Source organism: Enterobacter sp. S-33 (assembly GCF_028735835.1).
In the GTDB taxonomy this organism is placed as follows: domain Bacteria; phylum Pseudomonadota; class Gammaproteobacteria; order Enterobacterales; family Enterobacteriaceae; genus Enterobacter; species Enterobacter vonholyi.
The window spans coordinates 3408071-3421304 of record NZ_CP117838.1 but is presented as its reverse complement, the minus strand read 5'-3'; the positions used below and the strand labels follow the sequence as shown (position 1 = coordinate 3421304).

Below are 13234 nucleotides of genomic sequence, written 5' to 3'. Positions count from 1 at the left end.
AATAACGATAAATAAGCCGACTTTGATAGTCGGCTTTTTTTTGAATAAAACACCAACAACAATACTACTCAGAGGAAAACACTATGACGCGCCGTGCTATCGGGGTGAGTGAAAGACCGCCGCTTTTACAGACTATCCCGCTTAGTTTGCAGCACCTGTTCGCCATGTTTGGCGCAACCGTGCTGGTGCCAATCCTGTTCCACATTAACCCGGCAACCGTGCTGTTGTTCAACGGCATCGGTACGTTGTTGTACCTCTTTATCTGTAAAGGCAAAATCCCGGCGTATCTGGGGTCAAGCTTCGCGTTTATCTCGCCGGTTTTGCTGCTGCTGCCGCTGGGTTATGAAGTCGCGCTGGGCGGCTTTATCATGTGTGGCGTCCTGTTCTGCGTGGTGTCCTTCATTGTGAAGAAAGCCGGTACCGGCTGGCTGGACGTGATGTTCCCGCCTGCGGCGATGGGCGCCATCGTTGCGGTCATCGGTCTTGAACTGGCGGGTGTGGCGGCGAATATGGCCGGTCTGCTGCCTGCTGACGGCCAGTCACCGGATTCCAAAACCATTATCATCTCGCTGGTTACGCTGGGCGTAACGGTGTTTGGCTCCGTCCTGTTCCGCGGCTTTATGGCGATCATCCCGATCCTGATCGGCGTGCTGGCGGGCTACGCGCTCTCCTTCGCGATGGGCGTGGTGGACACCACTCCGATTGCCGAGGCGCACTGGTTCGCGCTGCCAACCTTCTACACCCCTCGCTTCGAATGGTTTGCGATTTTCACCATTCTGCCTGCGGCGCTGGTGGTGATTGCGGAGCACGTCGGCCACCTGGTGGTGACGGCGAACATCGTTAAGCGCGATTTGATCCGTGACCCGGGTCTACATCGTTCCATGTTTGCGAACGGTTTCTCCACCATTATCTCCGGTTTCTTTGGCTCAACGCCAAACACCACCTACGGTGAGAACATCGGCGTGATGGCGATTACCCGCGTCTACAGTACCTGGGTTATCGGCGGCGCGGCGATCATCGCCATTCTGCTCTCCTGCGTCGGCAAGCTGGCGGCAGCGATTCAGATCATCCCGGTGCCGGTGATGGGCGGCGTGTCTCTGCTGCTGTACGGGGTAATTGGTGCCTCCGGTATTCGCGTGCTGATTGAATCCAAAGTGGATTACAGCAAGGCGCAGAACCTGATCCTGACCTCAGTAATCCTGATTATCGGCGTGAGCGGCGCGAAGGTGCACATCGGTGCGGCCGAGCTGAAGGGCATGGCGCTCGCGACCATCGTCGGCGTTGGCCTGAGCCTGATCTTCAAGCTGATCTCAGTGATCCGCCCTGAAGAGGTGGTACTGGACGCGGACGAAAGCGAAAAAGCGTCACATTGATCGAAAAGTCGGGCGAGGGATCGCCCGGTTCTCTCCTTGCAGGTTCCGTGTTAAACTCCTTTCCGATTTTACGTAGGATCTCTGGTTGAGGTATTTCTGAACGGACCGGCACAGCTCTCTCTGCCACTTTATCTCCCTGACGACGAAACTTTCGCGAGTTTCTGGCCGGGTGATAACCCCTCTTTACTGGCTGCACTGCAAAACGTGCTGCGCCAGGATCACAGCGGATACATCTATATCTGGTCACGCGAAGGCGCGGGGCGCAGCCATCTGCTGCATGCCGCCTGCGCGGAGCTTTCAGCGCGCGGTGATGCAGTAGGCTACGTGCCGCTGGATAAACGTACGTGGTTCGTGCCTGAGGTGCTGGAGGGAATGGAACATCTCTCGCTGGTCTGCATCGATAATATCGAGTGCGTGGCGGGGGACGAGCCGTGGGAAATGGCGATCTTCAACCTCTACAACCGCATCCTGGAGTCGGGCAAAACCCGGCTGCTGATCACCGGCGATCGTCCACCGCGACAGCTGAATCTGGGGCTGCCGGATCTGGCGTCTCGTCTGGACTGGGGGCAAATCTACAAGCTCCAGCCGCTGTCGGATGAAGATAAGCTTCAGGCGTTACAGCTGCGCGCAAAACAGCGCGGATTTGAGCTGCCGGAAGACGTGGGCCGCTTTCTGCTCAAGCGGCTGGATCGCGAAATGCGTACGCTGTTTGACACGCTCGATCAGCTCGATCGCGCCTCCATTACCGCCCAGCGCAAGCTGACCATTCCGTTTGTGAAAGATATTCTCAAGCTTTGAATTTTCTCGCCCGGTGGCGGCTAAATATCCCCAATTAGATGCTCAACCAGAAGTGGAATCGGTCTTCCCGATGCCACGCTCCGTCCGTTTTCGCGCCACAGCGCCGTACCGCTGATGTCCAGATGCGCCCACGGGATTGTCGGCGGGCAAAAGTGGTGCAGCAGCCACGCTGCCGAAGCACTGATTGCTGCATTATTGGTCGGCGTGTTGCACAGATCGGCGATCGCGCTGTCGGTCTGTTTTTTCAGCCGCGCATCCAGCGGCAGGGACCACACTTCATCGCCGCTCTGCTTGCCCGCCAGCGTCAGCGCCGCGCGCAGCGGTTCATCCTGCGTCATTAATCCGCTCAATTCATACCCCAGCGCCTTCACGACCGCACCGGTTAAGGTGGCCATATCAATGATATAGCGCGCCTGCGGATGCCGCTGGCTGGCCCAGGCGATGGCGTCTGCCAGCACCAGTCGGCCTTCGGCGTCGGTATTGTTGATTTCAACGGTGATCCCGTTGCAGGCCGTTGCTACCGTGCCGGGCTGCATGGCGTCCGGGCCAATGGCGTTTTCCGCCAGTGCCAGCACGCCCATAATGCGTACGGGCAGCGCCAGCTCTGCGGCGGTCAGCATCAGGCCCAGCACGTTAGCCGCACCGCACATGTCGTATTTCATGGTATACATGCCCGCGCCTTCCTTCAGCCACAGGCCACCAGTATCAAATGTAATTCCTTTACCCACATAGCAGCGCACCGGTCCGTCGTTGACGCCGTCATAATGGATCGCCAGCAGACGTGGCGGACAGGTAGCCCCTTTGCCAACGGCGTGCAGCAGCCCCAGACTCTGCTCAACGATTTGCTTTTCATCCAACACCTCGCAGCGCAGTAAAGGGAAGGCGGCACACAGTTTTTGCGCCTCTTCCACCACAAAATGCGGCGTGCAGCGGTCGGGAGGGATATCCGCCAGCCGTCGCGCAGCGACCATGCCGTGGGCGATGGCCTGCTGCTGGCGGAAGATTCCCTCCAGTTTTGCCTGCTGTTCCGGCAGGCAAAGGGCAGTAATGTGCGTAAGGCGCACCGTCGAATCATCCGTTTTCCTCAGCTTCAGATCGCTTAGCCTGTGCGCCTGATTAAAGAGAAAACGCAGCGCCTGCGCCAGCACCACATCGTCGATATCGGTAACGTCCAGTATCAGCTCGGGGCTGACGGGCGAGGCCAGCAGCGGGCGCAGCGCCGTCAGCAATCCTTCGGTCAGGCTATCCTGCCAGAGGGCATCTGGCAGCAGAGTGATCCGGGCAAACGGGGCGCAGCCAAAGCGGGTGTCAGCGATGCTGGCAGACTCGCGCATTTCTGCGACCAGCGCCGTTTCGGGCAAATGCGTACAGGAGGCGGACGCAATCAAATGGCTCTGCGGAGCCGCGTCAGAAAGCGCGTTGATAAACTGATACGTAATCATCATGACTCCTCAATCGGCGCGCGGATCCGCGCGGCATAGGCCTGCATCCACTCATCATCTACCGCGTGATAATGCGTTTTCTCCCGCAGGCGTTCGGTACGAAAAACGGTGAGAGGCTGGCGAGCCGTCGCCACCACAAACGAGAAGGTTTTGATGTTGGTTGCGGCACCAAATTCGCCTTTGTTGTTCATGCACACCACTGAGAGATCGCCCGCGCGGCCAAAGCGCGACATCAGCTTGTCTTCCAGTTCGAACACTACCGAATCGGCAGCCTGCTGAGGCGTCATGCCCTGGGCCATGCGGCGGACGATTTCGTAGCTGGTGCAGCCTTTCATCAGATCTTCACCGACGCCCGTGGCGGTGGCGGCGCCGGTTTCACTGTCGCAGTAAAATCCGGAACCAATAATGGGCGAATCCCCGAGTCGACCGCGCTTTTTCATGAACAGGCCGCTGGTGGAGGTGGCGACGCTCATCGAGCCCTGCTTATCGAGGCCGATAATGCCGACGGTGTCATGCCCGTCGTAAGGGCTTAAGCCCTTATCCAGCGTTTCACGGCAGCGTTTGCGGTAGTGCTGCAAGGCGCGGTCAGTGAGCATGGTTTTGTCGGCAAAGCCCTGGCTCAGCGCCCATTCGCGCGCGCCCTGGCCCACCAGCAGGCTGTTGTAGCGCTGGCGGCTTAACGCATGCGCCACCCGCACCGGGTTGGCGATATCCACCAGGTTGCCCACGGCACCAAACGCCAGCGTATCGCCGTCCATGTAGGCGGCGTCCAGCTCCACTTCGCCATTTTCGGTGGGCAGCCCGCCGTAGCCGACGGATTTATAAAACGGAAAATCTTCGACGGCGGCGACGGCATCCACCACCGCTGCCGAGACCGGTTTCCCCGCAGCCAGCGCAGATGCAGACTCGGTGACGCCTTCAAGCGCCATTCTCCAGGTCGCGATAATTCCCCACATGCTTTACTCCTGTTTTGCAAGGGTTGTGTCGGTTTGCGTAACGGTGACCATTTCCGCCGCGCGGTACTGTTTGTCCACGATACGCATGAAAGGTAGGTACAGCATGGCGCCAATTAGCAGGTTGATAAGCTGCATCACGCTGCCGCTCAGGTGCCCGGTAACGATAAAACCGCTGATAACGGGTGGCAGCGTCCAGGGAATAAACACCCCGGTGGTGACGGCAACCGCGCCAATCTTCATCGCTGCATACTGCACGGTAACCAGCACCAGCGGCACCAGATTGAACGGGATAAGCATGATTGGGTTCATGATCACCGGCAGGCCAAACAGGATCGGTTCGTTGATGTTAAACACTGACGCCCCGGCGCCGAGGCGCGCCACTTCCCGCATGTTTTTGCTGCGGGCGAAAATCAGCATCGCAATGACCAGCGACAGCGTGGCCCCCGCGCCGCCCATCCAGATCATGTCAAAAAACTGTTCGGTGATAATGTGCGGCGGCGTGGCGCCAGCCTGAATGGCCGCGATGTTGTCGGTCTGGTTCTCCATCCACAGCGGGCGAATGATGCCGTTAATCATCGAGCCGGAGTTAATGCCCACTGACCAGAGAATGGTGATGCTGAAGACCGTCATCAGCGCGCCAAAGTAAGAGGTACCGTAGTGGCGCACCGGCGTGGCCACTACTTCGTAAATAAACTGGTGGATAGTGTTGTAGTGGGTGTTTTCAAACACGATACGGATACCCAGCACCAGAATCATCACCAGCAGGGCCGGGATTAATGCCGCGAACGACTCCTGCACCGCCGGCGGCACGCCGTCCGGCATTTTGATGACCAGTTTTTTGCGCTTGAGCCAGCAGAACAGTTCCGTCCACAGCAGAGAACCAATCATCGCCACGAACAGCCCTTTGCTGCCAATCCACTCCACCGGAATGACGGTAATACCGCCGTTTTCCGCCACTTTGATAAAGGGCGTCAGGATGAGAAAGGCGACCAGCGCCAGGATGCCGCAGGAGATGCGATCCTCACCGTAGTGTTCCGCCAGGCGGAAGGCCACCAGGAAGCTGATGAACAGCGACATGGTGGAGAACACCGCGTTGAACGGGATTTCAATAATGGCGCTCCAGCTCTCACCAAAGGCCTGAGACATAAACTGCTGATAGGCTTGATTCGGGAATGACGAGATCACCAGCAGAACGGAGCCGACGATGATAAACGGCATGAAGGATACGTAGGCGCCGCGAATGGCCCCGAGATGACGCTGCTGGGCCGTTTTGGCCGCCAGCGGCATCAGTTTTGCTTCAAGAAATCCCAGAACATTGTTCATTGTGAACTCCGTACAAGATTGAGGGGTGTTGGTTGTGTTATGTCTGGGAATTATCAGTGAAGCGTGGCGAGCGAAAGGTGAAATCGGTCACAAAGCAATCGCTGCTGTAGTATAAATCTCATAAGATTAGTTCTGAGGACTTGCGATGGAAATTAAACTGCATGCTAATGCCACCACGACGCCGCGCATCCGTCGCTATCTTCAGCAGTCAGATAAAAGCGACAGAGAGCTTGCCGCTGAGCTGGGCATTTCGGTCACTACCGTCAGGCGCTGGCGCAACCGCGAGCAGATTTCGGACAACCACACAACGCCAAAAGTGATACACAAAGTGTTGAGACAAGAGCAGATCGCACTGGTGAATGTCCTGCGTGACGTCTCGGGAGCGCCGCTTGATGAACTGCTGCAGATTGTAAACGGCGTGCTGGGGATCCCCGTATCCCGGGCGACATTGAACCGCTACCTCAAACCGACCTCTGCGCAACAAAAAGGGGCTCCGTTGCAGGGGAAAAAGGCGCTCAAGGCAGGTATCGTGCCGCAAAAACTTCTGTTACATCATCAGCCCCTGTCTCTGCATATGGACGATGGCGGAGAACAGCATCTACTTTGGGCGCGTGAACCGGTGAGCGGCTGGTGCTACGCCCGGCTGTACGCGGGCACTTCTCCGCAGCTGCTGGCCCGCTGGGCGCACGACGCGCTGGAAGCCTGTCCGGCTGATATTCAATCTATTGAGACTTTTGGTTTCGAGGTGAAGCCAGAGGAGCGTAATACCACCGTTACGGTGCATCCGCAGCAGTACCGCGCTGTTCAGGTTGCTCAGCCGCTCTGTGAAATCATTCCACGCCTGAACAGTGAGCCGGCAGGCGAGCTGTTGATCCAGCTGTGCGAATTTTACAACCGGGGAAAAGCGCAGAAAAAGTTAGGAGAGAGTACGCCGCAGGCCTTTCTTGAAGCGCTGCGGCGTAACGATTAGAGGATCTCGAGCACGTCTTCCGGCGGACGTCCAATGCGCGCCTGGCCGTTCGCCACCACAATCGGGCGCTCAATCAGCTTTGGATTTTCAACCATCGCCTGGACCAGTTCAGCCTCGGTGAGACGGTTGTCATCCAGGTTAAGCGACTTATACAGATCTTCTTTCTGACGCATCAGCTCTCTAGCACTGCCCATTCCCAGCATGCGCAGCAGCTGGCGGAGGGTTTGCGCGTCAGGTGGTGTATCAAGGTAAAGCACCACTTCCGGCTCAACGCCGTTAGACTTCAGCAGGCTCAGGGTATCGCGGCTCTTGGAGCAGCGAGGGTTGTGATAAATTTTTACGGCGTCTGTCATGACGTGAATTCTCCTTTATTACATCTTCTCGTACGGCTTAAAGCGCTGCTGCAGGCCGCGCAGCTGATCGATACGCGCGTCGTAACGGGCCTGCTGTAGGCTACCAAGCTTGACCTGCGAGCTGGCGCTGCTGAGCGCGGAAATCGCCTGATCGAGGCGGCCCACCAGGGCAAAGCCTTCGGCACGCGCCGCAAGCTCCTGATCGCGGTTGCCGAGCTGGGCTTCCGCCTGAGCGAGCAGATCCCAGCCGTTTTGATCGTCTTTATTATTAAAGGTGTAGCGGTTCAGGATAGTCGCCGCTTCACCCGGCTGGCCGCCCTGCAGATAAGCGTTCGCCAGGTTAAGCTGCAGCACCGGGTTGGTACGGACGTCTTTCGCTCCTTTCAGACGGTTAATCGCATCGGCGGTTTTCTTCTGCCCCAGATCGATATCCGTCGACAGATCGAGATACCACGGGTTGTTCGGGTCGGCAGCCAGAAGCGGCTGCAGCGCTTTACGCGCCTCGTCGTATTTGCTGGCTTCCATCGCCTGAAGCGCCTGACCATACTGCGCGGCGTTTTTCTCACGCACGTTGCCTTTCGCCAGGGTATCCAGCAGGTCACTGGTGAGCTGGTTACGCCCGGAATTGTACATTCCCAGGGTTCTCACTTTCGCCATGTAGAAATCCTGCGAAGACTGGACCACCACAGGACGCATCTGGTTTGCACGGTTACGCGCGTCCGATAGTCGGCTTTCAGGCAGCGGGTGCGTCAGCAGGATTTCCGGCGGACGGGAAGAGTAACGCGCCTGATCGAGCAGTTTTTCCAGGAAGCTCGGCATGGCCTGCGGGTCAAAGCCCGAGCGCTGCAGCACCTGAATCCCGATGCGGTCCGCTTCCTGCTCGTTTTGCTGGGTAAAGCTGATCATTCCCTGGCGCGTTCCCGCCAGCGTACCGGTCAGCGCTGCCATCCCGGCCTGCGGGCTGGCCATCGCCAGCAGAATCGATCCCAGTGCACCCACCCAGGTGAGGGGAGCGTTACGTTTCTGGTCTTCCATCGCACGCGCCAGGTGACGTTGTGTGACGTGCGAAATTTCGTGCGCCATTACCGAGGCCAGCTGGCTTTCGTTGTCAGAGTAACGGAATAACGCCGAATGCAGCACCACGTTACCGCCAAAGAAGGCGAAGGCGTTGATTTCGTCATTATTGATTAAATAGAAATGGAAGGGGGTCTTTACCGAGTCGGCGTGCGCTACCAGACGCATCCCCAACCCGTTTATGTACTGCACCAGCAAAGGGTCGTTGATCAGCGGGGCGCTGCCGCGCAGCTGGCGAACATAGTAATCCCCCATTTGCATCTCTTGCCCAATAGAGAGCGTGCTTCCTGCTGTGGTGCCCATGTCCGGCAATGAATCGGACGAGTCAGCAAAAGCGGGCAACACCTGACCGACCGTCACCGCGGCAATCAGTGTTGCAACCAGTGTTTTTCTCAATTGCCTGAACATAACCACTGTCCTGTATGTTGGATGTGCTAATTTGACCGATGAACCGGCATATCGTTCATCTCTGCTGCCCTGCGAGTGTAGCCGTGTTGTAGCATGAAGAAAATCCCATTCATCAGGGTTTTGCGGATTGCGATCGGGATACAAAAAGCGAAAGTCTTTTTTGTGACAGTTAGATACAATTCACCGTCTCACTCCCGCCATTCGATTCAGGGAAGGGTTGTATGCTCGAAATGTTAATGCAGTGGTACCGGCGTCGGTTCAGCGACCCGGAAGCCATTGCTTTGTTGGTTATTCTGGTTGCCGGGTTCGGTATTCTGTTCTTCTTCAGCGGCCTGCTCGCCCCTCTGCTGGTGGCGATTGTGCTGGCGTATCTGCTGGAGTGGCCCACGGCGCGTCTGGAACATATCGGCTGTTCCCGCCGCTGGGCGACCAGCATCGTGCTGGTGCTGTTTGTCGGCATCCTGCTGTTAATGGCTTTTGTGGTGATGCCGGTCGCCTGGCAGCAGGGAATTAACCTGATCCGCGACATGCCCGGCATGCTGAACAAGCTGTCTGATTTTGCCGCCACGCTGCCGCGCCGTTATCCGGCCCTGATGGATGCCGGAATTATCGACGCGATGGCCGAAAATATGCGCGCCCGCATCATGACGATGGGTGATTCGGTGGTGAAGTACTCTCTGGCGTCCCTGGTCGGACTGCTGACGCTGGCGGTTTACCTTGTGCTCGTGCCGCTGATGGTCTTCTTCCTGGTGAAAGATAAAGATCAAATGCTCAACGCCGTGCGCCGTATTCTGCCGCGCAACCGCGGGCTGGCAGGGCAGGTCTGGGAAGAGATGAACCAGCAGATCACCAACTACATTCGCGGCAAGGTGCTGGAGATGATTGTCGTGGGGGTAGCGACCTGGATTGGCTTCCTGATTTTCGGCCTGAACTACTCGCTGCTGCTGGCGGTGCTGGTGGGGCTGTCGGTTCTGATCCCGTACATAGGCGCGTTTGTGGTGACCATTCCGGTTGTTGGGGTCGCGTTGTTCCAGTTTGGGCTGGGGACTGAGTTCTGGAGCTGCTTCGCGGTGTACCTGATTATTCAGGGCCTGGACGGTAACCTGCTGGTGCCGGTGCTGTTCTCCGAAGCGGTGAACCTGCATCCGCTGGTGATTATCTTATCCGTGGTGATTTTCGGCGGGCTGTGGGGATTCTGGGGCGTGTTCTTCGCTATTCCGCTGGCTACGCTGATTAAAGCGGTCGTCCACGCGTGGCCGGATGTGCCGGCGGTGGAAGAGAAGTAGAGGGGGGCGGCCTGATGCCCTCACCCCGACCCCTTCACACGGGGAGAGGGAGAAAACATGAAAAACGGCAACCTGGGTTGCCGTTTTGCTGTTTATCAGGCGCTTTGTTTCAGCCAGTTCAACACCACGTCGTGGTGGTTGCTGGTTTTGAAGTCGTCAAACACGTGTTCAACTTTACCGTCAGCGTCAATCAGGAAGCTGATGCGGTGGATGCCGTCGTAGGTTTTACCCATAAACGTCTTCTCGCCCCAGACGCCGAACTGCTCGCATACCTGATGATCTTCATCAGAAAGCAGCGTGAAGTTCAGCAGCTCTTTTTCAGCAAATCGTGACAGCTTTTCTGGTTTATCGGTGCTGATACCCAGCACTTCCACGCCGACTTTTTTCAACTCGTCCATGTTGTCGCGTAAGCCGCAGGCCTGTACGGTGCAGCCGGGGGTCATGGCTTTCGGGTAGAAATAGACCAGAACACGCTGTCCCTGGAAGTCGGTCAAATTTACTTGCTCGCCGTCTTGATCCGGTAAGCTAAATTTCGGTGCGATGTCACCGGCTTTCAGTGGGTTCATTACTCAACTCCATCCTGTTCGTGCTGCGAATAATTGACGACGCTTATACTGCCCTGCGCGTTTAATTCTGTACAGAGGGCTTTGAACGCTTGCTCGATATTTGACGCATCCTGTGAGGCAGGGCTGTGCGCGGTAATTTGAATAAACAGCACCGGAAGACCATGGTCATCGCTTGTCTGCGTACGGGAAACCAGTTCGGCAATATTCATCTGATGACTGTCAAAAAGCGCCGTGAAACGCTCAATCAGATGCGGAGAATCAGGCACTTCAATCTGTACCCAGACGGTAGAAGGCAGTGCCGGACGCGGACGCGCAGTGGTGCGCTTCATGACAATCAGCAAATCCAGTTCGGCCCCTTTCAGCGGCAGGGTCGATTCAATCAACGTGATGGCGTTCCATGTCCCGGAAAGTAACATAATAAATGTGAACTCTTCACCGAGCATCGCCAGACGGCTGTCTTCGATATTACAGCCGCAGCTGCTTACGTGGCGGGTGATGGTGTTCACGATACCCGGCCTGTCGGCACCCAGCGCAGTGATAACCAGGTAATGTTGTGATGAGGTTGTCAAACCTGTTCTTCCTTTGCATGGTTAAGTCTTCCTAAGGAAAGCATAAAAAAAACATGCATACAACCGCCTGAGAGCCTCAGGTCGCTTGCTTTTATTACAGTTCCAAACGTAACATTGAGGCTCTTGTTCGCACAGAGGATGGCTCATGTTCACGGGAAGTATTGTCGCGCTTGTTACACCGATGGATGAAAAAGGTAATGTCTGCCGGTCAAGCATGAAGAAGCTCATTGATTACCATGTCGCCAACGGAACCTCGGCGATCGTTTCGGTAGGGACTACCGGTGAATCCGCAACGCTGAGCCACGACGAGCACGGCGATGTGGTGATGCTGACCCTGGAACTGGCTGACGGACGTATTCCGGTCATCGCGGGCACAGGGGCTAATGCAACCGCAGAAGCTATCAGCCTGACCAAACGTTTTAACGACAGCGGCATCGTTGGCTGTCTGACGGTGACTCCTTACTACAACCGTCCTACTCAGGAAGGTTTGTTCCAGCACTTCAAAGCCATCGCTGAACATACTGACTTGCCACAAATTCTGTATAATGTGCCGTCCCGTACCGGTTGCGATATGCTGCCGGAAACCGTTGGTCGTCTCTCGGAAGTAAAAAATATTATCGGTATTAAAGAGGCGACAGGGAACTTAAGCCGCGTTCATCAGATCAAAGAGCTGGTTTCAGACGACTTTATCCTGTTGAGTGGTGATGATGCGACCGCGCTGGACTTTATGCAGCTCGGTGGCCATGGCGTGATCTCCGTAACGGCAAACGTTGCGGCGCGCGACATGGCAGAAATGTGCAAACTGGCCGCAGCAGGTCATTTTGATGAAGCGCGCGTCATTAATCAGCGTCTGATGCCGCTGCACAATAAATTATTTGTCGAACCCAATCCGATCCCAGTGAAATGGGCATGCAAGGAGTTGGGTCTTGTAGCAACCGATACGCTGCGTCTGCCAATGACACCGATCACCGACCACGGTCGTGATATCGTCAGGGCTGCACTGAAGCATGCCGGTTTGCTGTAGAGTTTAGGGAGATTTGATGGCTTATTCAGTACAGAAGTCGCGCCTGGCGAAGGTTGCGAGTGTTTCGCTTGTTATGCTGCTCGCTGCCTGTAGTTCAGACTCGCGCTACAAGCGCCAGGTGAGCGGTGATGAATCCTATCTGGATGCGACCCCGCTTGCTGAACTTCACGCACCGGCTGGTATGATCCTGCCGATTCAGAACGGCGATTATAATATTCCCGTGACCAACGGCAGCGGCCTGGTCGGTAAAGCGCTTGATATTCGTCCGCCAGCACAGCCTCTGGCGCTGGTTAGCGGGGCGCGTACCCAGTTCACCGGTGATACGGCGTCTCTGATGGTTGAGAGCGCGCGCGGTAGCAATCTGTGGCCGCAGGTTGTCAGCGTCATTCAGTCGAAGAACTACACCATCGATAAACGCGATGACGCCAGCCAGACGTTAACCACCGACTGGATCGAATGGAACCGTCTGGATGAAGACCAGCAGTACCGTGGTCGCTATCAAGTCTCCGTTAAACCACAGGGTTATCAGCAGGCGGTCAACGTTAAGCTGTTGAACCTGGAGCAGGCGGGTAAACCGGTTGCGGATGCCGCGTCCCTGCAGCGTTACAGTACCGAAATGTTGAACGTGATTGCCGCAGGTCTGGATAAGACCGCTACCGATGCCGCCAACGCTGCGCAGAGCCGTAACGGTGTGACCTTCGATGTTCAGAGCGGCGCGGATGATACCGGCCTGCCAATGCTGGTAGTGCGTGCACCGTTTAACCAGACCTGGCAACGTCTGCCAGCGACGCTGGAAAAAGTGGGTATGAAAGTGACCGACAGCACGCGTTCAACCGGCAGCATGACGGCAACCTATAAGCCGCTCTCCGACAGCGCGTGGCAGGAACTGGGCGCGAAAGATCCACAGCTTGCCTCCGGTGACTATAAGATTCAGGTAGGCGACCTGGATAACCGCAGCAGTCTGCAGTTTATCGATCCAAAAGGTCACACGCTGACCCAGTCGCAGAACGATGCGCTGGTCGCTGTCTTCCAGGCAGCATTCAGCAAATAAATACGAGGGCTGGTGAATCCAGCCCTTTTTATTTTAGTGCT

Annotated in this window: 13 protein-coding genes; 6 read left to right on the top strand and 7 right to left on the bottom strand. The window is 56.6% G+C overall.

The features are described 5' to 3' along the window. Positions 1-83: 83 nt before the first annotated feature. Both uraA and PUP35_RS16150 read left to right on the top strand, forming a co-directional pair. Positions 84-1373, top strand: coding sequence for a uracil permease (gene uraA / locus PUP35_RS16155; protein WP_045399708.1), 1290 nt, complete (start codon positions 84-86; stop codon positions 1371-1373). 96 nt (positions 1374-1469) lie between these two features. Beyond that, positions 1470-2171, top strand: coding sequence for a DnaA inactivator Hda (locus PUP35_RS16150; RefSeq protein WP_211438414.1), 702 nt, complete (start codon positions 1470-1472; stop codon positions 2169-2171). A 20-nt stretch (positions 2172-2191) separates the two neighbouring features. Here PUP35_RS16150 and PUP35_RS16145 read toward each other — a convergent pair whose 3' ends face one another. From PUP35_RS16145 to celB, 3 genes are read right to left on the bottom strand one after another with little or no spacing between them, the layout of a single operon-like run. After that, a complete protein-coding gene (locus tag PUP35_RS16145; RefSeq protein WP_274243283.1) occupies positions 2192-3613 on the bottom strand; it encodes a leucyl aminopeptidase family protein in 1422 nt (473 codons plus the stop codon). Then, positions 3613-4569, bottom strand: a complete 957-nt coding sequence (locus tag PUP35_RS16140) for a N(4)-(beta-N-acetylglucosaminyl)-L-asparaginase (RefSeq protein ID WP_248174853.1) — start codon at positions 4567-4569, stop codon at positions 3613-3615. The genes PUP35_RS16145 and PUP35_RS16140 overlap by 1 nt, the downstream gene beginning before the upstream one ends. 3 nt (positions 4570-4572) lie before the next feature. Next, entirely contained in the window at positions 4573-5892 is a 1320-nt protein-coding gene (gene celB / locus PUP35_RS16135; RefSeq protein WP_115875973.1) for a PTS cellobiose transporter subunit IIC, read from the bottom strand. A gap of 145 nt (positions 5893-6037) precedes the next feature. Between celB and PUP35_RS16130 the strand changes: the two genes are divergently transcribed. Beyond that, positions 6038-6862 carry a helix-turn-helix domain-containing protein gene (locus tag PUP35_RS16130; protein WP_252093291.1) on the top strand — a complete coding sequence of 275 codons (825 nt, stop codon included), beginning with the start codon at positions 6038-6040 and terminating at the stop codon, positions 6860-6862. Here the strand turns inward: PUP35_RS16130 and arsC are convergent. Both arsC and bepA read right to left on the bottom strand, forming a co-directional pair. Then, positions 6859-7215, bottom strand: a complete 357-nt coding sequence (gene arsC, locus PUP35_RS16125) for an arsenate reductase (glutaredoxin) (protein WP_274240563.1) — start codon at positions 7213-7215, stop codon at positions 6859-6861. The two genes, PUP35_RS16130 and arsC, sit on opposite strands and share 4 nt — an antisense overlap. A gap of 18 nt (positions 7216-7233) precedes the next feature. Next, the gene (gene bepA / locus PUP35_RS16120; RefSeq protein ID WP_111965181.1) at positions 7234-8697 is read right to left on the bottom strand and encodes a beta-barrel assembly-enhancing protease; all 1464 of its coding nucleotides are present in this window, start codon (positions 8695-8697) and stop codon (positions 7234-7236) included. Positions 8698-8918: 221 nt separating this feature from the next. Between bepA and PUP35_RS16115 the strand changes: the two genes are divergently transcribed. Further along, positions 8919-9983, top strand: coding sequence for an AI-2E family transporter (locus tag PUP35_RS16115; RefSeq protein WP_033146172.1), 1065 nt, complete (start codon positions 8919-8921; stop codon positions 9981-9983). A 95-nt stretch (positions 9984-10078) separates the two neighbouring features. Here PUP35_RS16115 and bcp read toward each other — a convergent pair whose 3' ends face one another. Beyond that, entirely contained in the window at positions 10079-10549 is a 471-nt protein-coding gene (bcp, locus tag PUP35_RS16110) for a thioredoxin-dependent thiol peroxidase (RefSeq protein ID WP_014171119.1), read from the bottom strand. Next, the gene (locus tag PUP35_RS16105; protein ID WP_274240556.1) at positions 10549-11118 is read right to left on the bottom strand and encodes a glycine cleavage system transcriptional repressor; all 570 of its coding nucleotides are present in this window, start codon (positions 11116-11118) and stop codon (positions 10549-10551) included. Before PUP35_RS16105 ends, bcp begins: the two co-directional genes overlap by 1 nt. A 145-nt stretch (positions 11119-11263) precedes the next feature. On the opposite strand from PUP35_RS16105, the gene dapA reads away from it, so the two are divergent. Both dapA and bamC read left to right on the top strand, forming a co-directional pair. Beyond that, the gene (gene dapA / locus PUP35_RS16100) at positions 11264-12142 is read left to right on the top strand and encodes a 4-hydroxy-tetrahydrodipicolinate synthase (RefSeq protein WP_008501633.1); all 879 of its coding nucleotides are present in this window, start codon (positions 11264-11266) and stop codon (positions 12140-12142) included. Positions 12143-12158: 16 nt separating this feature from the next. Then, positions 12159-13193: an outer membrane protein assembly factor BamC gene (bamC, locus tag PUP35_RS16095; RefSeq protein ID WP_111965182.1), complete on the top strand. Its 1035-nt coding sequence runs from the start codon at positions 12159-12161 to the stop codon at positions 13191-13193. Positions 13194-13234: the final 41 nt, after the last annotated feature.